Below are 21,654 nucleotides of genomic sequence, written 5' to 3'. Positions count from 1 at the left end.
CGGCACGTTTGTTATGCCCGGCGTGCAACTATATAACTAACAGCACATAATTACAGATAAACAACAACGCGATCACATATTGATAAGGGTGCACTTCACTGCGCCGGCCGGTCGCCCATTTCAAAAGCGGGTAGAGAATGAATCCTGCGGCTAGGCCATCAATAATCGAGTACGTGAGCGGGATGAGAATCGCCGTTAACCCGGCGGGAAACCATTCGGTAAAATCCCCCGGGATATCGCGCAATTTTTCCGCCATCGACATGCCGACGATCATTAAAATCGGCGCGATCGCCGCCTCCGGAATAGCGGAAATAAACGGCATTACCGCGAAACTTGTCAAGAAAAGAAAACCGGCGGTCACAGCGGTCAATCCTGTTTTTCCTCCTTCAGCCATCCCAGCTGCGCTCTCGACGACGAGAACTGTCGGCGAAGTCCCGAAAAAACCGCTGATCCCGGCGTTAATCGCGCTTGTTTTATATACTTTACTCACATCTTTATTGTATGGTACGAGTCCGTGCACGAGCCCCAACGTGTCAAAAAGAACGAGCAATGTTAATGAAAAAACAGCCATCCAAAACGGGGCGTGCAATAACCCGCCAAAATCAGCCGCGGTGAAAATCCCAAAGTATCCACCCAAATCCAGAGGCTCACTCTCCGGTTCCCCGCCGAACCCCGTTAAATAAATGACCGCTGTTGTTAACAAGAGACCGATCACAAAGGCGCCTCTTATTTTTTTTACATAAAGAATTAAAATAAGCAATAAGCCGAACAGCGTAAACGCGAGTGACGGAGAATCAAGCGGCGCAAGGCTGATTAACGTTTCAGGATCCGCGACAATCACTTCGCCCATCTGCAAGCCAATCATCACTAGCAACAAGCCGATCCCCGCGCTGATGCTGTATTTTAACGATACGGGTACAGCATCGGACAGCCTGGCTGCGAGCGGCGTAAACGTAGCAACCATGAGGAGCAGGCCTGACACAATGACAACGGCAAGTCCCATTTGCCAGCTTAAGTCATACCCTTGGACGAGCGTATATACAAAAAATGCGTTAATCCCCATGCCCGGGGCAAGTGCGAGGGGCACATTTGCGTATAGCCCCATGAGCAAACTGCCAATGACCGTGACAAGGACCGTCGCGATCATAGCATATTGAAAAGGAATGCCGCTGTCAGCTAAAATCGTCGGATTAACGATAATGATGTGCGCAGCCGCAAAAAAAATTGTGATGCCGGCGACTAATTCTTGTTTGATCGTTGTATGATGTTCCCGTAGTTGGAATAGCTTTTGCAACATCAGCATTCTCTCCAGTCTATTTTCAGCAAAAAATACAGGCTCCCCTCGTCAATAGGGAGCCCATGCATCAAATAGTCCACCGTTTAGGTTACTGTTTTGATTCTTTTAGCTGTTGACGAACACGATTGATCTCTTCCTCCAAATGACGGAGTTGCCGCGTTGCAGGCCGTACATTTCCGCCAATGGATTCCATTTTTTCCACATCACCTTGAACCCGGACATAATCCGATTTTAATAGACTTAATTCATCTTCCAATTCTTTCACTGTCATAATTAAGGAACCCCTTCGCTTTGCTTTGCCTTTAACGTAACATCTTCGGTCAAGAAGGGCAAATGGCGGACGAAAGGTGTTGGATTAGCAGGGGGTGTTTAGTCACATTGAGCCAAATAAGATGAAATCAGAGATAAATATTAAAAGAAATATGAATAAAAGGAGCTCAAAAAGTGGCTTATAAATTCAAAAGGCACGGGGATCATATAAGATGGTTTGCTTTACAAACGAAGATAAATGAAAATTACACTGGAGGATCCGGTCATTTTTTCCCTCGCAAAGCTATCGTGAGCGTATTTTTTGGTGAGAATATCGGATACGAAAAATCAGGCCTAAGACCCTCCGTTGTCGTATCTAATGATGCTAACAATAAAACTAGCGGGAATATTGCAGTTGTACCACTAACCAAAATCGAAAACAAGAAAAAAATCTGGGAAAATTAACCTTTTAAATAGCCAATATATTTTACAAAAATCTAAATATAAATTGAAATTTGATTCAATCGTCCAATGTCCAATGTGAAGATGTTCGAATCATAAGTAAAGCAAGGGTAGGAGACGTTATTGATTTTGTCCAAGGCTATGATAAACGACGATTAAAGTATTTTTTTAATCTGAAATAAAAAAATGGACGCATAAGATCCTTGACATATTCATATACTGACGCATATTTTGCGGTCGCGGGCAAACGTTACCGTTTACTATCGGGAACTATGATGTTCTCACACGGGGCAGGTATCTTCGGATACCTGCTTTTATAATTGCAACGAAACTCGTCAATAGCACATTCTCTATGATTTAGGGGGTAAAGTCAAAGTACAACAATTTATTAATCGTAATAAGGGTTCATCTGTCTTTCTCAAAAGCCACACTTAGCTTCACGTGTTCCCCTGGGAGCAGTTCGTTCTCCGTTTGAGGGATTACTTTACTTCACTTGTTCCTCTCAGAGCAGCTCGACCCCCGTCAGAGGGATTACTTTGCTTCACTTGTTCCTCTCAGAGCAACTCGACCTCCATCAGAGGGATTACTTGTGATCAAATTGCCCCCACCGAACGAAGATAGTGCTACTTCGAGAAGGATCGGGAGCAAAAAGCACCGGACATATTGTTTATATTTGGACTTTGACGGGGACCATTCTCTATGATTGAAATCGATATCACTCCAACCGTTCTCCAATATTGGGTACATTACGTTGTTTTAAAAATTTAAGTGTTTCTTCATCTAATTCAACGAGCAAATCTACCCAAAAATCATTTGAAATACTATCCTCTCCATAATAATTTTCATATGTACGTGCATTGAAGTTGGCTTTACCGTTCCTCACCGTCACACCTTCAACATTTCTTTCTGCAGCTTCGAGCCATACTGAGTTTAAGGCTTTTACATGCTCTATCTTCCCCCTTTCATCGGCGTCAAGTTCAATAAGCACATCATCCATCTCTTCCGTTCAAATCTTTGATAATCAGCCAATTCGCTAAAATAACTGCCTACCTTTATTGCGTTTACGGATGTATCGTTTTCAATTGTTCTTGGCTCCAACCGCTCGAATTCGATAGCCAAACGCTCATACTTATCTTTTATCCGCGAGATATCTCCGTTGTATGTTCGAAGTGCTAACAAATGGGCGTGGCGCTTCGTGATCCGGTCCGTCTCCAGTATTTCTGCATAATAAGTTTGACTACGGGTCATGGCAGTAACTAAACTGTGAAAGTCAGTCTTCAGATCACTCTAAATATTTGCTTCATACATTTCCCGTTCTTTATATTGGTTATAGCTGAAACCGATAAGTAAGACAATCCATAAACCGATCAATAGCTTTTTAAAGTTTCGTTTTATCATTATAGCCATCCTCATATGTGAAGAGTTACCTGCTACTCGGGAAAGTATTTTATCTTTTTTTCTTTTCCACTCTCCGTCTAGTTCCGGATGACGTAAAATAGTTTGTGTAAATGACTTGCTTGTGCGCAATGTGTTCATAAAATAATCATTACAGCAACGATCATCGCGAGAACATTAATCGCTGCTAAAAGCCATTTCTTCCACCCTCTGCCCATAAGCGCTAAAACGAGGCCAATAATTGGAAAAAAGACAAATCCAAATAAGAAAACAAAAACCATAATCCCATCGATATACTGTGCAAGAAAAATACCGCTTATCCACAACAATAGAAAAAGAATAATAGAAACCAGCGAAAGCCCATGTATTTTTTTGTCCATCCCCCTCGCCCAGTGCTGTGCCACTTGCAAATAATAATCTTCTTCATCCTTATTTTCACGGAGAGATGTAAACGAATCTACCAATCTTCGTGTGCTTTTCTTTTGGTTGGGGTGGGTACCTTCCGTTAAATCCCCGCTCAACCGATCATCGGCGACAAGCCTCTTCCGGTAACTTTCCAGCACATTGTTTATTTCTGTGACCTCTTTTTCTTTCCATTTCCTTCGCCCCGTCAATAAATAGATGAGGAACCGCATCAAAGGGATAAATTGATATGCTCGTTGATCCGTTTGTGGGGGATTCCGATAAACAAAAATCAAAAGAGACCATGTCGCAGTAGTGATGAGTAATGGCAATATGATGAGCGTATCCAGACCGCCACGACCAATATCCCAAATTACTGCGAAAACCACCAGGAACAACGGCGCTAAAAAAACGAGCCATTTTTTCTTGAAAAAAGAAAAGAACAAACAACCGATAAGCCCCGCGGCTATATAAGCATAGGATACCAATAATAAAAATAGCATTGCTCCCATACGTTCACCTCACTGCTCCGAGTCTAACGATTGTAGACGGTATTCCCATTGATGGGTACACTCCACCAACATATAATAGCCACGTTTTTCATCTTCTTCCACACGGCTACACTGTTGGGTGGGAATCGCGCCTTCGCCTTCATTGTCGGAGACATCTATCCAACTCTGGCCGGTATTCTCGTCATACCTCGTTTCCAGCACGTTGCCATGTATCGTTATTGTTTCGCCGTCTTCTTCTTTTTCGACTGCATCAATGAAAGTCTCCATATCCCCCTCATCTGCTGTAGGTGGAGTAGGGTCTGGCGTCGATGGAGATGATTCCAATTCAATCTCCTCCATCCCTTCCCAAGTGGGCAAACGCACCGTTTCATCGGTGATCCACTCTGCATCATGCAACCCGAGAACTTCTTTGCCATCTATACCGGGTGGGAAGTTCCTGTCCATAATACGCATGGACTGATCATCGAGGTATCTGCCTATGAAACCGAACCTCGTCTCGTGAAAATTATAGAAATAGGTAGTTTCTCCGAGCGTGAAGTCCCTATATTCGATAAAGAGTGACTGTTGGCCATGGGGAGAGTGAATCGTCGTATAGCTATTATCCGACATAAAGACCATAAAACTATGGACGAGCAATATTGGCATGCTAAGGAATAAACCAGTAAAAACCCATACATTACGAAGGGAGGAGCAAAAACCAAGCACAGCCAAAACGATCATATTAATCACTATAGGAATGATATAGCCTGTAGGTTTCAAAAAGAGGAAAGAAAAGTCTGTCAAATGAACGATGAAAAGAACCAAGTTAAAAATCCCCAACAAAATCAGCGTATATTTTGCTTTTGTCATAGGCCTTCCCTCTCCCCTCGCATAGAACCATCCTGGAGTTTAAACGACAGGGCGGCCGAAATCAACAGTTTTTTCCTAACGACCACATAGAAAAATCCCCTGCTATCAGAGTAGCAAGGGATCATATATATTCTTAATCCAGCACTGTAACTTCAACACTTTGACGGCCAAACTGTTCGGCTTCTTCTTGTGTTGGAACATGAAGATCGATACTTTCGCCAGTGATGTTTCCGCCTGTGTCACCTGCAACGGCTTCGCCATATCCTTCAACATGGACAGTGGAGCCGAGTGGGATGACATTAGGGTCAACCGCCACAACGTTTGCGTCACGATTGTTGTTAAGGTCAATGCCTGTTGCTGTAATACCGCTACAACCATCACAATCAGCTGTGTAAGCGGTAGCGTCCATTGTGTACGTTTCGCCTTCCGCATCGGAAGATTGAGTCATATTTTCGTCATTGCCTTCGTCTTCTGTGGATTCTTCATCTTCTGTAGCGTCTGCTTCAGAAGCTTCGTCCTCTACAGCGTCTTCTTCTGTAACTTCGTCTCCTGTAGTTTCTTCAACAGAGTCTTCCTCAGTTCCTTCTTCCTCTGAAGCATCTTCTTCTACAGGTTCTTCTTCCGTTCCTTCTTCGTCTGTAGATTCATCTTCTTCTGTAGCTTCTGCTTCAGGAGCCTCTTCCACAGGTTCTTCTTCTGTTGCTTCATCTTCCGTAGCTTCTTCTTCTACAGGTTCTTCTTCTGTTGCTTCATCTTCTGCAGCATCTTCCTCTACAGGTTCTTCCTCTGTTGCTTCATCTTCTGTAGCTTCTTCTTCTACAGGTTCTTCTTCTGTTGCTTCATCTTCCGTAGCTTCTTCCTCTACAGGTTCTTCTTCTGTTGCTTCTTCCTCAGCGACTTCTTCCTCTGCAGTATCTTCTTCTACTGCTTTGGATTTTCCGTAGTATAACGCTCCGAACGTTTCAGGTCCGGCCAATCCATCGACTGCAATGTCAGCATCGGACTGGAAGGATTTAACGGAATCGTGCGTTTCACCATCAAAGTATCCATCTACGGAACCGTTATAATAACCGGAATCTTGTAGCGTTCCCTGTAAATCGGTAACGAGCTCATTTTCGTCACCTTTTCCGAGTACTTTTAACGCACCGAGCGTTTGCACGCCCGCCAAGCCATCTACAAGTAATTGCTGGTCTTCTTGATAATCGGTAACAGCATCGGTTGTTGCATTGTCATAGACGCCATCGGCATCCTTTTGCTGCAAATATCCTTCTTCAACGAGTAGATTCTGTAACGTTTCGACGTGACTATTTTCTATGCCATCGGTAAGTAATTTGCCTCCGAAATCACTGGCATCAGCGGCTATCGGTCCGGCAAAGAAAACAAACCCTGCCGCTACAGCAGACAGACCGTAATTTCTTAGCCTGTTTGTCGCTTGTAACTTCAGCACCAATCAACGCCTCCTCTTGGTAATTAATGGGCGAACGCCTTTCAACCACCCAGAAGCATCCTAACAAGCTATGAAAAAGTAAGCAAGGGTAAATCATATATTTAAACAAACTGCAAAGGAACTGTAACAGAGGAAATACTAGGTCATATCTCCGTCTTTTGTTTGTCCGAAAATCTATAATTATCGTGAAAAAGTGTGTGAAAACCTCAGCGGAGCGATGCTTCTACTTCCGCAACACGAAACGTCATGACCCATTCCTTGAGGTCTACACCATCCACCGTCCATGTATCCAGTCGCAAATAATGAGGATTTAGTTTTTCATAAAATGGAAAGGAAGGGTTGTCGGCGAGGGCAACAATCATGAATGTTGCCCAACCTTTTTCGCGAAAGTTCGTGAGCACCTGTTGCAGGAGCGCTTGGCCGATGCCTCGTTGTTGATCGTTTTCGAGAATGTATATTGCATTCAGTTCCCCTTCCACCGGTTCTTTTTCATCAGCCTGATCGCAGATGGCAAAACCGATAATCTCTGAGTCGTCATTGACAGCTACGAGCCCATGATTAGACTTCCGGGGATATTCAGCTAGGATGCTTTCCCATTTTTTCTCACGTTCCGACACGTGTAAGCGATCCAAGTAACTTCGGGGAACGATCTCTTGATAAGTCGTGTGCCAGCTATGCACATGCACATAAGCAATGCCGTGTGCATCCCCTTCTTTCATCTCACGAATCGTATAAGTCATATTGACCTCCTGCGCTATTTTTCATCCGCCAACCGTTTTGTTGCCCAAAGCAACACATTCGCCCCTTTTTCGATGTCGGCATCACTCGTATATTCCTCTTCATGATGGCTTTTCCCGTTGGCGCTCGGCACGAAAATCATACTCGTTTCCGCAATACGGATCATATTTTTCGCATCGTGGGAAGCACCGCTGTACAATTGTTTCGCTTCATATCCAAGTGATGACGTCTCCTCTAAAAGGATGTTTTGAATTCTTCCGGGAAAATGAACCGTGTCCGCTCGCGCATTCGTTTCCAACTCAAAATCAACATCATACATTTTCGACGTATCCGATATAATTTTGCGAATGGCCATCGGGACCCCTTTGCGCATATGGTCATCGGGATGGCGCATATCAATGGTGAAGGTGACCCCACTTGGAACGACGTTCGGAGCACTCGGCTCGACTTGCAACGTGCCGACAGTGATCACCAACTCCTCGACAGACGCTGCATATCTAGATAAGGCGGTAACCATGGCAGAGGCAGCGACGAGCGCATCTTTACGGTCGGACATCGGGGTCGTGCCCGCGTGATCCGCTTTCCCTTTAACGTGCACCGTCAACCAAGCCAACCCTTGAATCCCTTGGACGATGCCAATGCTTTTTTGGTTTTGTTCAAGCACCGGTCCCTGTTCAATATGTAACTCCATGAATGCATGTGCATCCTTTAAACGATGAGCTTTTTCTCCTGGGTAACCAGATTCGTAAAGCGCCGTTTCAAAGCTTATTCCTTCGGCATCTATCGTTTCATAAACGCTTGTTTTTGAAAAATCTCCAATCAGAGCGCCGGAACCGAGCAATGGGGGCATGAAACGCGCCCCTTCTTCATTTGTAAAATTAACGATTACGATCGGACGCTCTGTTTTTATGCCCTTATCATTTAGCGTGCGGATCACTTCCAATGCCGTGAGCACCCCAATGACCCCGTCATATTTTCCTCCATATGGTTGGGTATCCAAGTGCGACCCGATGACTACGGGAGAAAGGCCAGGATTTGTGCCTTCACGCCAGCCGTAAATGTTGCCGAAATCATCGACCGTAACCCGAAGGTCTGCCGTCTCCAGCCACTGAACGAACGTGGCACGCATTTCCGTGTCTTCCCTTGAGAGGGCTAACCGATGTAAACCGCCGTTTTCTGTTGCGCCGATCGCTGCACTCGTATTGACCGTTTCCATGAGCCGTTTCAAATTGATCATCATTTTTGTCCTACTCCTTTTTGTTCACTCATTCACTTTTTTCACCCTGCCGACTTGGCCATCCATAAGTCTCACTTTAATGCCATGGGGATGTGTTGGGGCATTTGTTAAAATCTCTTTCACTTTTCCTTTCGTTCTTTTTCCCGTTCTTTGGTCTTTTTTCAAAACGATTTCGACATCGGCGCCGGTGTGGATGTTAGCTCGTTGGTTTCCGTCAGTCACTGTTGAACAGCCTCCTTTCGATGAGGTTTTTGTGTTACAAGTATAGCAGCATATAATACCAGTGCGATACCGATGACTTGCCAAAACATGAGATGGTCCCCCAGAAAAAGAACCCCGGTAATGACGGCCACAATTGGCTCAACGGTCCCCAAGATCGATGCATTGCTTGCCTCGATATGCTTTAAGCCCGTCGTATAAAGCAAATAACCGAGAACGGTCGAGACGATTGCGAGTGACATCCTCTCGGCACTGAAATGCCGAGCATCCATGTGAATGCAATGGGGGTTGCTCGCTCCTGTGGAGGGCTTATACCGTTCAGGCTATGTGCCCCGTTGTTCCCTTTCGGGCCCACCATTCTTACGCGACAACCATACCTCATGCCACAGTGAGGCTCCTATGTCAGATTGTACCGCATAGGCACTTGGTCTATCGGAACGATGTTCCTACTCCGCCAAGCTCGTGCTTGTTGCAATATTATTCGCAGCGTTCAAGTCAGCATGGGTTTTACGTCCACAGTTTTTGCATTGGAATGCACCCCTATGTCGGTTGTCTTTCTCTACATGGCGGCATACGAAACAAGTTTGACTGGTTTTGAAAGGGTTTATATCTACCACAGGAATGTTATGTTTGACTGCTCGTTCTTTAATAAACTGCTTCAATTGATAAAACGCCCAAGAATGAATCGTCCTATCCGCTTTTTTCATTGATTTTGCGGTTTGGCGAATATCATCCAACGCTTCCATTTTGATAAGAGGCCGATCAAACTGCAAAGCAAAATCGATCATATTTTTGGCTAATTTCCGATTGTAATCTTTCATCCAACGTGTCTCTTTTTGACCTATACGTTCAATGGCTCGCTGAGCCTTCTTCTTGCCTAACGAACGTCGTAGGGAACGAAAGTGACGACGGATGTATCCGACTTCTTTGCCCGAAAAAAATTGACGCTTGCCTGATATCGGCTCGGAAAGGACAGCCAGATGCCTTAAACCCAGATCCACACCGATCGGCGTATAAGCCTGCACATTCACTTCTTGATTTAATGCCGAAGATACTTGAATAGGAATCGCAATGTACCAGTTACGACCTTTTCTTAAAAGCTGGATTGTTCCACGATAATTATGGTGTTTTTTGGTTAACCATGGAAAATACGTTTTGACGTCGCTATTTTCCGCTACTGGCATTGTTTTCTTTCCGTTATTTCCGGTGAAAGAAATGTACCAGCGACCGTTTTTTCGACGGTGTTCCAATTTTGAAAATTTATTTTCACGCCAAGCGATTGATTAAACCTCGGAACGCTCTTAGCCTTTTTCTTTCTGACGTCAGTGACAGCTTTTTTAGCCAAACGAATTGCTTCATTTTTAATCGCAGCCTTTAGATCAGCATCCACATTTTTAAACGAGAGCTTTTCGCCGTTTTTCATTCTTTCTACACATGTGTTTACGGTTGAAACAAAAACTTGTTGTTCATATAACCATTGTTTTTGCTTTGATTTGGACGGATTTTTAAGTTGAACAAGAATCGTTTGAATCGCCATGATTTTTCACCTCCTTAATTAGCATTGTAGCAAACAAGTGTTTGCAATGCAAGCTATATCTTTATTTTTTCAATATTGAAAAATATACGTCGAAATTGTAAACGCGGAATATCGATGGGTGAGCGCCTTGCCGAAAATGCTGTAAAGGGCGAAACAAAAGGCGGGCAAAATCCCCATAACGAACACTTGAAGCGACACTTGCGCTTCCCAAAACGGCAAAAGCCCAACGACGAAAGCGCAACCAAAAACCGCCAATACCAACGCGATCATTTTCCGTGACGTAAAACGGTTCTTTTAAAAAAAGCCGGGACAAAACCGTCACAAACAACGGACCCGTATACAATAAAGTTACCGCCAGCGATAACGAGGATTGCGCAAATACTTCAAAATAAAAGAAATTAAAAAAAACCATGCTCAAAATCCCGGCCCCGGCAAAAAACAAATGATCACGAAACTGCGTACGCAATTGCGGCCGAAAAAAAAGAAACATCAATAAAAAAAGAAAAACAAAGGAAAGGATCACGCGAATCGCGACGACATCCCAAGCCGTGAAGCCCCACGCATAAAGAGGGGCAACAAAAACGCCAATCAGCCCCCACGCGGCAGCTCCTGACAGCGCACAAAGGTATGCCTTCGTTTTGGACATTTTTCTCCCTCGATTCATAGAAATAGGAACATCATCATTCACTTTAACATATTTTCATACATGAAAAAGAAATCGGCCGCTTCTTTTTGACGAAGCGACCGAAGATCTTCCTTACACATTTACGGCTTCTTTTAATCGTTTGCCCGGTTTAAACGCGGGTGCTTGGCTTGCGGCGACTTGTATTTCTTCGCCCGTACGCGGATTGCGCACTTTTCTCGCCTCGCGCTTTCTCGTTTCAAACTGCCCGAAGCCAATCAGTTGCACGCGTTCTCCCGTTTGCAAATTTTCCGTGATAGCATCAAACGTGGCATTCACCGCGATTTCAGCCTGTTTTTTTGTAAGGTCGCTTTTTTCGGCAACGACTTTTACCAAATCCGATTTGTTCATGCTTTTTCCTCCCATACGTTTAGGTTAATCATAGTTTGGGAGATCTAGCAGACATTTATACATGTTTTGGTCAATTTTTCCTTTTAAAAAGCGGTCACTTTCAACTGTTATGAAACACCCATTAGCAGAGCGCGGCGTGGAGGGGAAGTGATACCGAGAGGGAGGAGTCCTACTTAGAACTTATCCCTCAAACGGGTGGGAGGCGGTGCTGAGAGGAATTACTTCAACGGCCTTATCCCTCAAACGGGCTAATTGCGTGGCCAAGAGGGATTACTTTCCGAATCTAATCCCTCAAGCGCATAGATTACGATGCCGGGAGAGATTACTTCAACAATCCTATCCCTCAAATGGACGAAATGCCGTACCGAGAGGAATTACTTCATCGATCTTACTTGGATTCTGATCGGAATATATTTCTTCTCATCAATGTTGACGTAATTCTTAATATTAATTTTCGGGAAAAGATTCTCGGCGATAATGAAATTAAATAGTTGAGTTTTCCGTCTACGACATAATTTTTTCCTTTAATCAATGCTTTATAGCTTGTCCGGACTACTTGCCGGGTCGTGCGCATTCCACCTGCTGTAATTGTGTCAGGCGCCGAATCAAAAAAATCAGTTTGAGTGGTACCAGGGCAAACCGCCAAGATCCGTATCCCTTTGCCTCTATATTCCTTATGCAAACTTTCGCTAAACGATAACACGAAGGCCTTCGTCGCTGCGTACACACTCATGTAAGGAATAGGCAAAAAGGAAGACGTTGACGCGATATTGACAATCGCCCCCGTGCCCCTCCTTTCCATATCCGGAAGAAACTTTTGCGTCATGTTCACGACTGCATTCACATTGAGCATGACTTGTTTATGTGTATTCGTTTCGGAGCTGGCCAAAAAAGCACCTGTCGTCCCGAAGCCTGCGTTATTGATTAGCATATCAACGGTAAGATTTTTTTTCGTAACTTTTTCGTATACATGCTTGGCAGCCCATTCTTCGCTCAAGTCTTGGACAATCACACTTGCATCGATGTTATATCGCTTTATAAGATCTGCTGCCAACTGATCCAACTTGCTTTTTGAACGGGAAACGAGGATCACATTATAGCCTTTTTCCGCGAGAAAATAGGAATACTCTCGGCCGATACCATTTGACGCTCCGGTGATTAGCACTGTTTTTTTCCGCACCCTGTAACACCTGCCCGTTTATGTTAGGTTAAGCCTACAATGGTTCCTGAAACGTTTTTCAAGTTAGCATAAGGTTGTTAGCCGGTTTCTTCCCGGGTTCGCGGGGTAACGAAACCCCATGGCGACTGTTTTGCTGGATGTTTAACGATTTCGAGCACCATGAACCTTCCATGGCGACTGTTTCACTGGTTGCTTAGCAATTTCGGGCACCATGAAACTTCCATGGCGACCGTTTCACCACGATCACCTCGATTTCGGGCGCCATGTGAAACAGAGACACCACCACTGCCTTTTTTATCCTGCAGCTATTCCTCTCCAGAATACATCCCATGATCCGTCAAAACGCTCTCGAAACTCATCTCCCCCATAGATAATGCTTTCCGTAAACAAACCGTCCATTAAACAATAAAAGGATGCTCTGAATACAGAAAAACATACATCACGAATGGCCTCTTCACGTTCCGCTTGCTCGTAAATCTCCCGCAAAAGCTGATCGATGGCTTGGTCTCCAAATTGAACCAACGCTTGTAAATCCCCTTCAAGTTCCGGCGGCGGAAATAACAGTAAACGTCTATAAATCATCCCTTCGTGTTCCCGAATAGTAAAAGATGTACTTTCTGTTAATACTAAATATAATCTTTTGTCTATGTGTTCATCTTTGTGCTTTTCCCAACTGTCCTTCATCACTTCCAGCATTTCACCCAGGACTTTTTCAGCTACTGTTAAAAATAGTGCCGCTTTTCCGGAAAAATGATTGTACAGCGACGGTTTTTGAAGCCCAACAACACCTGAAATTTGGGCGAGCGTCGTTCCTTCATAGCCACGGGTGGCAAATGAAGAAAGTGCCGCTTGGATTATTTTTTCTCTCGTGTTTGTTGCCATCTCGCCTTCTCCCCTTTAGTACCAATCGATTGCCAAATCCGTCATTGCGTGTTAGACTAACTAACGTTAGTTTGTAATAATCATACCAAAAATCGAGGTGTTTGCAAATGAATGGACGATGGTTTCAGGTTGTCATAGCCGCTGCCTTTGAGGTGGGTTGGGCAACAGGACTGAAATATGCAACTGATTTTACAACGTGGACGTTAACGGTTATTGCTATTATTGTTAGCTTTGGGTTGTTAATCAACGCGGCAATGGCACTCCCAACCAGCACCGTCTATGCTATATTTGTCGGTTTGGGGGCGGTTGGCACCGTCCTTGTCGATATTATCCTTTTCAGCGCGCCTATCAATGGTTGGATGCTCTTTTTCGTTGCGTTGCTCCTCGTCGGCGTGATTGGATTAAAGATGGTTACCGGTGAAAAAGAACCAAGGAGGGCTTCTTCATGAGTTGGATTGCGCTTATTGTTGCCGGCCTCTTTGAAGTTGTCGGCGTGACCGGTATACAAATGATAACAAAGCGGCAAAAATATATAGGTTTTACCGTTCTCATTGGCGGATTTATCATCAGTTTAAGTTTGCTGTCTATCGCGATGGCAGTCATTCCGTTAGGCGTCGCTTACGCGGTATGGACGGGGATTGGCACCGTTGGAAGTGCCCTCGTCGGCATGATTTTTTATAATGAATCAAAGGACCGTCTGCGATTAACTTTCATTGGCATTGTCATTATCGCCATTGTTGGGTTGCGTCTCGTTTCGAATTAACCGCCTATCAAAATTATTTCCCGGGAAATCATTTGTTCCGGGTTTTTCGTCCTTCTTTTGTCATAACGACAATTAACCCTAAAGTCATTAATAACATAACGACAGAAAATGGCAGAGCAGCGATAATTAACGCATTCTCCACCGCTTGCAAACCTCCGGAATAAAGCAATACGAGAGCGGTAGCGGAAAGCAGCGTCCCCCAAATTAATTTTAATCGTTGCGGCGGCGAATCGGATCCATTCGTCGTAAACATCCCTAATACAAGCGTGGCAGAATCTGCGGATGTAACGAAAAAGATCACGAGCATCAGCATCGCCAAAATCGACAAAAACATCCCAAAATCGACATTCATAAACATGCCAAATAAAACGATTTCCTCCGATAATGAGGCTAGATCGGCACCGCTTTGTTCCACGTTAATAGCCGTACCCCCGAATATTGCAAACCATAAAAAGACAATAATCGATGGCACAAGCAAGACCGCAAAAACAAATTCACGCACACTCCGCCCCCGGGAAACTCGCGCGATAAACGTTCCCACAAATGGTGCCCACGCGACCCACCACGCCCAATAAAAGAGAGTCCAATCATTGATCCAATCCCTAATCTCCGCATCAAAAGGCGCGATGCGAAAACTCATTCGCGGCAGCGTTTGGATGTAATTACCCAGTGTATCCGTAAAAAGATTTAAGTTAAAGATCGTCGGGCCAATGAACAACATGAGAATGAATAATACTGCAGCAACCAACATATTTGTATTGCTTAAAAAGCGAATCCCCTTCGATAAACCCGACCATGCAGAAATCATAAATAAGACGGTAATAATGAGCACAATAATGACTTGAGAGAAAAAGTTCGAGGGCAATCCAAATAAGTAGGAAATTCCTCCATTTAATTGCGTTGCACCAAAGCCAAGCGACGTTGCCACACCGATCACCGTTGCAATCACGGCAGTAACATCGATGATTTTGCCGACAACACCCTTCACGGCGCCCCGAAAGATAGGCTGTACCGTCGAACTGATTAAGGCAGGATGATCATTACGAAAATGATAAAAGGCTAAAGCCAAGGCAAGCATACTGTACACGCCCCAGCCGTGTAACCCCCAGTGAAAAAAGGAAAACGTTAACGCATTGGTGGCTGCTTCCGGTGTGCCGACCTCCCCCGTCGGCGACTGTACCGCGTAATGGCTTAACGGTTCGTAAGCACCGAAAAACAAAAGGCCAATGCCCAAACCCGCGCTAAATAACATTGTGATCCAAGAAATTCTTCCAAATTCGGGTTTTTCATCCGGTTTTCCCAATTTCAATTTCCCTGCCGGACTGACGAGAAAATACAAGCTCGTGAGTAAAAATAATGTGACGAGCAGAAGGTAATACCACCCGAACGTGTCACTAATCAACCCCTGCAATCCCCCGGTAAAACGTTCCAACTGTTCAGGAAGTAAAAAACCGACCGCCACTAATATTAAAATGATGATGATGGAAAAGATCAGCACGCTGTGTTTTTTCATATTTTATTCGAGATCCTTTCGGTCAAATGATCGCTACGCTTATCATTAATTTGACCCAATCTCGTCAGCAATATGAATATCAATCGTCATTAATAAATAATTTCTGTTCGTGTATGTGTCTCTTCCAAAAATTCTTCATCAGGGTGAACCTCTCCACCTAAATCAAAGATTTTGATGGAGCATCCCTTATCTTAAATACAGCACAAACAAAAGCGGTTAAGTCACCTTCGGCGACTCTAATGCTTTCGTAAGGCTAATTAATGAAGACAAAGTCGTATATGTCCTTTTTGCCACTTCAGGAACGTTTGCCTGAAGTGACAACCATTTCGTTTCCGACATGGATTTTTGGATACCTCGAACAAAGTATCGTGCACCGATATTATACGAAGCCGATAAATCGGCATGATAGACTTTTCCACTTGAAAATGTGGCGAGGTCTTTTTTCCAATTTCGCTCGACTTCTCCGGAACCATCAAATGCCAACTTGCTTGTATTACGAGCATTCACTCTTGACATACGCATACCGAGATAATGTGCCATCTCCGTTACTTTGTTTTGAATCCCTTTCTTTCGCCAGTAACGAAGTTTGAAGCGAAGTTTTTTTGCGCCCCAAAACCCTTTCGGCATCTTCATCTTATCCAAGTATTCAAAAACAATGACATCGCAATCATTATCCATTGCGAACGTTATTATTTCATGCGATGTATCATTCACGATGTGTTTTTGAATCCCATTGATACGACGCCAAAAATTAGGTGCAGCAATCCAACCCGACACCCGTTGCGCTTTGCGCAGCTTGTTCGTCAACGTATATAACCGGTCTTTTTCTTTTGGCTGGTTGATAAACTTTCGAGCCAAGACAGCACCTTTTATATCCATGACCGAACAAACCGCAGAGTTGTTAATGCCAAGGTCTACCGCACAGATTTTTTGGTCGTTGATTTTTGTTTTATTTAATTTTACTTTTGATTGATAACTAAAATTCAGGAAATATTTTTTTCCGACTTTAACAAGCGTAGGGTTGTTTTCTTTCCAATCCCAAACGCCCCGTTTATATAAGTCTTGGTCTTTGAATTTGATATCGACCCATACCCAATCATTGTTATGAAAAATTTTGATTTGAGCCGTAGTATCCGATGTTCGTTTGAACATATTGCCTCGATAAAACACTGGGAATTCCTTGTGTTTTAATTGCAATTTCGGAGGGCTCTTTTTAAAATTTTTCCCCTCAGAAAGCGCAATTGCCTTCTCTTCTTCCCAGTTACGCAAATTGGAACGATAGCTTTTCACTTTCCCGAAAGCCGAAGCAAGGGCACTTCTGCGAAAGTACGAAGGAAACTTATAAAAACGAGCGTTAAATGCCCGGTACTTTGGAGAAGGGTTTGATGCAGTTGTATGAATGAGCCTTTCCACCGCAGCAGTAATAGACTTCGTCGTCATATCATCAAGTTTATCAAATTCTTTGTCTATGACTTCGATGATAAAAGCCAGTGCGTCGTTGTATATATCTAGCGTTTCATCAAAGATACGAGAGTGATTCGTAATCTTATGCGACAATGTTTTGGCTATCTTCATCATCAAACCCTCCTTCCAAACGTTTTCCAAGGTAATTTATTTATAACGGAAACATTTGTTTGATTTTATTATACCTTACTCTTTATGCAAAGTCTAATTCTATACTTATCCAAAATGATTTTAAAAATAAACAGACCAAGACCTTAGCGCCTAACCCCCACTAAATCAAAGATTTTGAAGGGGAATGCGGCGCTAACTTTTTGTTCAATACCATAATCGTAATACTCTTCATAAGCTTCCACCTGAACCAGTTCTTCATCGGAAGAAGCGTCCGCCAGTAGATAAGCCGCATCATAATAAAAGTCTTCGTCCTCTGCGTAAACCATCACATTAATGGTATGGACCCCTTCCCCAAAGCTTAACGGCACATCTATGTTGAACTCCCCGTTTTCAACTGGGGTTGTAAATTGGGATTCTTCCCCATCTTTTTCAACTTGAACCATTACAAGTTGATCATCACTTGCCTCGGTAAGTGTCCCCGCTAACGGAACCGCATTTTCTTCTTCAATATAGCTTTGGGCCGGTTGCTCGATCTGAAGCCCGTATTCATGACCCAATAACGTGTACTCAATCTCCCGTTGCACTTCTTCACTTGCATTATGTACGTCCAAATTCAAGCCTTCATAAAATGTATTTTCTTCACCGGAGTCATTGCTCGGCACCCGCACACTTACGTGATGATTGTAGTCCCCGGAATGTAAGGCAATTTCCTCAGAAAAAGAACCATTTTCATCGATTGGAACAAAATATTCAAACGATTCATTGCCGGTTTCGGTTTCATCGTCATCCTCGGTGTCGAGGATCACCCATAGGTAATCGTCATTTAACGTTTCGTGCGCCTCAATATTCCCTTCAAACGTAAATGTACCCTCTGTCGCAAAAGATAGATTTTCAGGCGTTTCGACCGTCAATCCGACATCGTCCCCGTATGCCTCGTTTAGATCTTCAGCAGAATCGGCCGCTTCATTTTCTTCTACATCCTCATCCGAACACGCCGAAATCAATAAGAGAAAAACTCCCGTAATTAACCCCTTGCTCCATCTCATGAAACATCCCTCCGATTAAAAAAGGAGAAGCCTCAGAGAGGCTTCTATATAATGAAAGAAACCCGCTTCTAATTAGGGTTTTACTTTAACCGTGTGTAAAATATGTGTAAAAAAGTTTTAAGTGTAAAGATTCACTCCCCTAACCACTTGTCGATTTCGTCTAAATCAAAAATCACAATTCTTTCGGTCGGTTTGGAATAAGGAAAATCGCCTTCTCGCATGTAACGTTGAATCGTGGATATACTGATTGGGCAGTTTATAGATTCTAGATATTCAGCAACTTTTTTGACGCCTCGTACTTTGCGCACTTGAATCGCTCCTCATTTTTAAGACAGTTTAATTTATTATACGCATAACTTTAGACTACCAACAATATGCAATTTGTAGTACTATATACGTAGATATATAATAGGAAAAGGAGGAATCACATGGAAGATCAAGCAACACAACCAAACCCAAACATTGCATACGCCGAAGGAAAAAGACCGGGTAAGAAAACATTTTATCTGTGGACATTACCGAAAGGGATTATTTTAGGTACAACCGGTGCTGCTATTTTAATCGCTGGGTTATTTCTCATATTTACAATCCTCGGGATAATACCGGGAATCGGAATGGTTATAACAAGCGCCCTGTTCTTTGTTTTAGCTATACCAATCGTCGGTGTTGACTGCCCTGCATGCGGGAAAGAGAGCGCAAAATATGCATCTAACTTCATAACTGAAAACGGAAAGTGTAGCGCTTGTAAAAACCACTTCCGCATTGAATGGACGAATAAACCTGAGTGGATGCAGGATAAGAAAAAGAAGAAAAAGAAATAAAGAGGGGTTAATATGGCGGAAGAAAAACAAAAAAAGCCGATTTATAAACGGTGGACATTTTGGGGAGCCATCATCCTGGTAATGGGGATATTTGGAGCATTTGTTGATGACGGTGAAGAAGTTGCGGACGACGGGGATGAAGACGAAAGTGTGGATGCGTCTTCGTCCACAGAAACGGAAGAATACGAAGGAAACCAAGAGGTTGAAATGAGTGTCGATGCAGAAATGGGCGATGACATCATACAACTCGACATTAATACAAACCTAGCCGAAGGTTCGGTTCTTCATTATGATATTATCGGTGAAGATATTGACGATTTTTCAACCGGAGAAATTGAAGTTACAAACTCCAATTTAAGCGAGGAAATAGATATTTCTGATTTCCCTGCTTTAGATCAAACTGCATGGTCGCAAGCTGAAATGATCGTCCTTTTTGAACCTTCCGTGCAAAGCGAAGATATACAAAATATCTATGGTGAAACAGGCGAGAACATTTATTCTAGTTCCAGTTATTACAATCAGGAAGAAGCTGAAGATGGTTATAGACATAATTTGAGGGCTGAGTTTGAGATTACATTTACAGGCGGGGATAATGAATCATCTACAGAGGAATATAAAGAATTCATACAAGAAAACTACGATTATATGGACAACGCTTTGTCTTTAGTGGGTATGACTATGCAGGAAGGCGCATTCGAAGATGACTTATGGGTCGAGGAAATGCAGGAAGATTTAGCCCACATCACCAATTGGCACGACCAAGCCAGAGACTATGACGGAGACATACCGGAGGAACATGAAGACTTTCATGATGCTTACGTAAACAATACTGAAACGCTCAGTGAACATGCTCAAAACATATCAGATGAATTGGATTACGACCCAGAAAACATGGATTATGATGCGCTAACGCACGACATGGAAATGTTATCGATAAACGCCGAAACATTTAGGCAGATGGAAAATCAAGCACTCGACTAAACACGGGCTCCGGCTCGTGTTTTTGTGAGTATGTAAAAAACCCCCGGACAAAATCCGAGGGAATGCGATAGGGGAACTGCCTGATACCATTGATCAGTTAGAAAGCGCTGAAAACACTTCTATTCTCAATGGGGTATGTAGTACTTTATGTAAGGTTGTATTTTGTATGTAATGCATGTGCCTATTTATACAAAAAACAACTCCCTTTTAATACGGGCCAACGCTCGTGTTTTTTGTTGTGTGAAAATTAAGTTATGGTATACTACAAATAAGCTCGGGATAGGGGGTTTATAGGAATTTGATCAAAGACTTCGAAACATCTATATACGTTAATTTAGAACGTGAATTCGAAGATGGTCTTAGACGAGGTTTATCAGATGATGAAAAAGAATTCCTAGAATGGCTCACTGAAAAATATGCAAAAGAGAAATCCAATAGATTATAAGCAGGTGAACATGAATACCCTCAAAGCCTTATCTGATGAATTGCTAGCAGAAGCTTACGAGAAAGCAAAAAAGCTAAACTTAAATAAAGACTTTCTCATGCATTTAGAAAGCGAAATCCAACGTCGAGATTTGAACAACGATTAATTTTATAAACAGCGCGGGCTTCGGCTCGTGTTTTTTTATAGCACTTGTCACATTTACATAATTATCCTACAATTGGTATTGTCTGCGTATCAAGAAGGGTCGTTATGGAGGTATTTTCATTAACGATCAGAACAAAGAATTACTTAATGAGGCGAAAGGTATAACTCATCTTCTGCCGGTTGATGAAGATAAAATTAATGAGGTTGAAACTTTTGATGAGTTTTTAGATGTACTTGAATCGTCTATGAAATATTAAATAGATGATTTTTTTACACGGGCTACGGCTCGTGTTTTTTGCTTTAGTGTGACTTTATCTTTGCATATATAGTAAAATGTACGATAAATAGACAGTCAATTAATTCACCATTCTCCGTTTTTAGAGAGGAGTGACCGCAATAAATTACACAAAAGATGACTGTTTAAATGCTTTACGATTAGCAAGCGAGGAACTGGACGATCCTATCAATCAAGAAACGTATGAACGGTTGCGGTATATATTTATTGAACTTGATCTTTTTATTGCAGCTTTGCCGGATGTAGAGACAATATGCGAAAAGTGTGGTAGTTTTGAACAAGCACTCAAAGAAGCATTTTATGAATGAAACCGAGGCGCTCCTTTAGGGAGGATATTTCAATGAAGTTTGAGTACACGGTAAATATAATGGGCGGTGATAAACCGCCAGAGAGACTTCGCGATGCCGATATGATCAAGGATGTAAATAACGTGTTACAGCATAAGTACGATAAAGGGTTATATGCTGAAAAAACTAGTGATAATCAACTAACCGTTAAAAATTCATCTGAATATATTGTGGGAATATTGGAATTTGATCTGCGTTATTATGACTGGGATCGCCCGCGCAAAAGGCAAAGGGCTTATAAAATTAAAGGGGATCTAAATATTTAACTGGGCAAACGCCCGAAAG

Annotated in this window: 28 protein-coding genes; 8 read left to right on the top strand and 20 right to left on the bottom strand. The window is 43.0% G+C overall.

Annotation, left to right across the window (positions count from 1 at the left end; all coding sequences use genetic code 11):
- Positions 1–28: 28 nt before the first annotated feature.
- Entirely contained in the window at positions 29–1,297 is a 1,269-nt protein-coding gene (locus tag HUG15_RS05975) for an NCS2 family permease (protein ID WP_200127773.1), read from the bottom strand.
- Positions 1,298–1,385: 88 nt separating this feature from the next.
- On the bottom strand, positions 1,386–1,568 hold the full coding sequence (locus HUG15_RS05970; RefSeq protein ID WP_246516511.1) for an SE1832 family protein: 183 nt from the start codon (positions 1,566–1,568) through the stop codon (positions 1,386–1,388).
- 173 nt (positions 1,569–1,741) lie between these two features.
- On the opposite strand from HUG15_RS05970, the gene HUG15_RS05965 reads away from it, so the two are divergent.
- Complete coding sequence (locus HUG15_RS05965; RefSeq protein WP_200127771.1) at positions 1,742–2,011, top strand: type II toxin-antitoxin system PemK/MazF family toxin; 270 nt, start codon at positions 1,742–1,744, stop codon at positions 2,009–2,011.
- 712 nt (positions 2,012–2,723) lie between these two features.
- Here the strand turns inward: HUG15_RS05965 and HUG15_RS05960 are convergent.
- The 14 genes from HUG15_RS05960 to HUG15_RS05895 form a co-directional block, all read right to left on the bottom strand.
- Complete coding sequence (locus HUG15_RS05960; RefSeq protein ID WP_211202353.1) at positions 2,724–2,996, bottom strand: hypothetical protein; 273 nt, start codon at positions 2,994–2,996, stop codon at positions 2,724–2,726.
- 544 nt (positions 2,997–3,540) lie between these two features.
- A complete protein-coding gene (locus HUG15_RS05955) occupies positions 3,541–4,317 on the bottom strand; it encodes a hypothetical protein (RefSeq protein WP_200127767.1) in 777 nt (258 codons plus the stop codon).
- A gap of 9 nt (positions 4,318–4,326) precedes the next feature.
- On the bottom strand, positions 4,327–5,166 hold the full coding sequence (locus HUG15_RS05950) for a hypothetical protein (RefSeq protein ID WP_200127765.1): 840 nt from the start codon (positions 5,164–5,166) through the stop codon (positions 4,327–4,329).
- A gap of 133 nt (positions 5,167–5,299) precedes the next feature.
- Complete coding sequence (locus HUG15_RS05945; protein ID WP_200127763.1) at positions 5,300–6,613, bottom strand: peptidoglycan-binding protein; 1,314 nt, start codon at positions 6,611–6,613, stop codon at positions 5,300–5,302.
- Between the two features lie 206 nt (positions 6,614–6,819).
- A complete protein-coding gene (locus tag HUG15_RS05940) occupies positions 6,820–7,353 on the bottom strand; it encodes a GNAT family N-acetyltransferase (RefSeq protein WP_200127761.1) in 534 nt (177 codons plus the stop codon).
- A gap of 14 nt (positions 7,354–7,367) precedes the next feature.
- Complete coding sequence (locus tag HUG15_RS05935; RefSeq protein ID WP_200127759.1) at positions 7,368–8,591, bottom strand: M20 family metallo-hydrolase; 1,224 nt, start codon at positions 8,589–8,591, stop codon at positions 7,368–7,370.
- Positions 8,592–8,612: 21 nt separating this feature from the next.
- Positions 8,613–8,810 (bottom strand): YwbE family protein, encoded by a 198-nt coding sequence (locus tag HUG15_RS05930; RefSeq protein ID WP_200127757.1) that lies wholly within the window; start codon positions 8,808–8,810, stop codon positions 8,613–8,615.
- Positions 8,807–9,049: an EamA family transporter gene (locus HUG15_RS05925; protein ID WP_246516510.1), complete on the bottom strand. Its 243-nt coding sequence runs from the start codon at positions 9,047–9,049 to the stop codon at positions 8,807–8,809. The genes HUG15_RS05930 and HUG15_RS05925 overlap by 4 nt, the downstream gene beginning before the upstream one ends.
- A 204-nt stretch (positions 9,050–9,253) precedes the next feature.
- Positions 9,254–9,991 (bottom strand): RNA-guided endonuclease TnpB family protein, encoded by a 738-nt coding sequence (locus tag HUG15_RS05920; RefSeq protein WP_200127753.1) that lies wholly within the window; start codon positions 9,989–9,991, stop codon positions 9,254–9,256.
- Positions 9,982–10,344, bottom strand: a complete 363-nt coding sequence (locus tag HUG15_RS05915) for a hypothetical protein (protein WP_200127751.1) — start codon at positions 10,342–10,344, stop codon at positions 9,982–9,984. The genes HUG15_RS05920 and HUG15_RS05915 overlap by 10 nt, the downstream gene beginning before the upstream one ends.
- A gap of 61 nt (positions 10,345–10,405) precedes the next feature.
- Positions 10,406–10,990, bottom strand: a complete 585-nt coding sequence (locus HUG15_RS05910) for an EamA family transporter (RefSeq protein ID WP_246516509.1) — start codon at positions 10,988–10,990, stop codon at positions 10,406–10,408.
- Positions 10,991–11,101: 111 nt separating this feature from the next.
- Complete coding sequence (locus HUG15_RS05905) at positions 11,102–11,377, bottom strand: HU family DNA-binding protein (protein ID WP_200127749.1); 276 nt, start codon at positions 11,375–11,377, stop codon at positions 11,102–11,104.
- Between the two features lie 388 nt (positions 11,378–11,765).
- Entirely contained in the window at positions 11,766–12,557 is a 792-nt protein-coding gene (locus tag HUG15_RS05900; protein WP_200127747.1) for an SDR family NAD(P)-dependent oxidoreductase, read from the bottom strand.
- Between the two features lie 294 nt (positions 12,558–12,851).
- On the bottom strand, positions 12,852–13,439 hold the full coding sequence (locus HUG15_RS05895) for a TetR/AcrR family transcriptional regulator (RefSeq protein ID WP_200127746.1): 588 nt from the start codon (positions 13,437–13,439) through the stop codon (positions 12,852–12,854).
- A 107-nt stretch (positions 13,440–13,546) separates the two neighbouring features.
- On the opposite strand from HUG15_RS05895, the gene HUG15_RS05890 reads away from it, so the two are divergent.
- Both HUG15_RS05890 and HUG15_RS05885 read left to right on the top strand, forming a co-directional pair.
- Entirely contained in the window at positions 13,547–13,888 is a 342-nt protein-coding gene (locus HUG15_RS05890; RefSeq protein ID WP_200127744.1) for a DMT family transporter, read from the top strand.
- A complete protein-coding gene (locus tag HUG15_RS05885; protein ID WP_200127742.1) occupies positions 13,885–14,202 on the top strand; it encodes a DMT family transporter in 318 nt (105 codons plus the stop codon). The genes HUG15_RS05890 and HUG15_RS05885 overlap by 4 nt, the downstream gene beginning before the upstream one ends.
- Before the next feature lie 28 nt (positions 14,203–14,230).
- Here the strand turns inward: HUG15_RS05885 and HUG15_RS05880 are convergent, their stop codons facing one another.
- The 4 genes from HUG15_RS05880 to HUG15_RS05865 form a co-directional block, all read right to left on the bottom strand.
- A complete protein-coding gene (locus HUG15_RS05880) occupies positions 14,231–15,715 on the bottom strand; it encodes a BCCT family transporter (RefSeq protein WP_200127740.1) in 1,485 nt (494 codons plus the stop codon).
- A gap of 216 nt (positions 15,716–15,931) precedes the next feature.
- Positions 15,932–17,290, bottom strand: a complete 1,359-nt coding sequence (locus tag HUG15_RS05875; protein WP_200127738.1) for a transposase — start codon at positions 17,288–17,290, stop codon at positions 15,932–15,934.
- Between the two features lie 143 nt (positions 17,291–17,433).
- The gene (locus tag HUG15_RS05870; protein ID WP_200127736.1) at positions 17,434–18,336 is read right to left on the bottom strand and encodes a hypothetical protein; all 903 of its coding nucleotides are present in this window, start codon (positions 18,334–18,336) and stop codon (positions 17,434–17,436) included.
- Between the two features lie 131 nt (positions 18,337–18,467).
- Positions 18,468–18,644, bottom strand: a complete 177-nt coding sequence (locus HUG15_RS05865; RefSeq protein ID WP_200127725.1) for a helix-turn-helix transcriptional regulator — start codon at positions 18,642–18,644, stop codon at positions 18,468–18,470.
- Between the two features lie 120 nt (positions 18,645–18,764).
- On the opposite strand from HUG15_RS05865, the gene HUG15_RS05860 reads away from it, so the two are divergent.
- From HUG15_RS05860 to HUG15_RS05840, 5 genes are all read left to right on the top strand, one after another.
- Positions 18,765–19,157, top strand: coding sequence for a hypothetical protein (locus HUG15_RS05860; RefSeq protein ID WP_200127723.1), 393 nt, complete (start codon positions 18,765–18,767; stop codon positions 19,155–19,157).
- Between the two features lie 12 nt (positions 19,158–19,169).
- The gene (locus HUG15_RS05855) at positions 19,170–20,138 is read left to right on the top strand and encodes a hypothetical protein (protein ID WP_200127721.1); all 969 of its coding nucleotides are present in this window, start codon (positions 19,170–19,172) and stop codon (positions 20,136–20,138) included.
- Positions 20,139–20,593: 455 nt separating this feature from the next.
- Positions 20,594–20,728 carry a sporulation histidine kinase inhibitor Sda gene (sda, locus tag HUG15_RS05850; RefSeq protein ID WP_200128852.1) on the top strand — a complete coding sequence of 45 codons (135 nt, stop codon included), beginning with the start codon at positions 20,594–20,596 and terminating at the stop codon, positions 20,726–20,728.
- Between the two features lie 386 nt (positions 20,729–21,114).
- Positions 21,115–21,330 (top strand): hypothetical protein, encoded by a 216-nt coding sequence (locus HUG15_RS05845; RefSeq protein ID WP_200127719.1) that lies wholly within the window; start codon positions 21,115–21,117, stop codon positions 21,328–21,330.
- Positions 21,331–21,362: 32 nt separating this feature from the next.
- Positions 21,363–21,635 carry a hypothetical protein gene (locus HUG15_RS05840; RefSeq protein WP_200127717.1) on the top strand — a complete coding sequence of 91 codons (273 nt, stop codon included), beginning with the start codon at positions 21,363–21,365 and terminating at the stop codon, positions 21,633–21,635.
- The last annotated feature ends 19 nt before the right edge of the window (positions 21,636–21,654 follow it).

Origin of the sequence: Salicibibacter cibarius, from assembly GCF_016495725.1 — a bacterium.
Classification (GTDB): domain Bacteria; phylum Bacillota; class Bacilli; order Bacillales; family Marinococcaceae; genus Salicibibacter; species Salicibibacter cibarius.
This window is presented reverse-complemented; position numbering and strand designations above follow the sequence as displayed.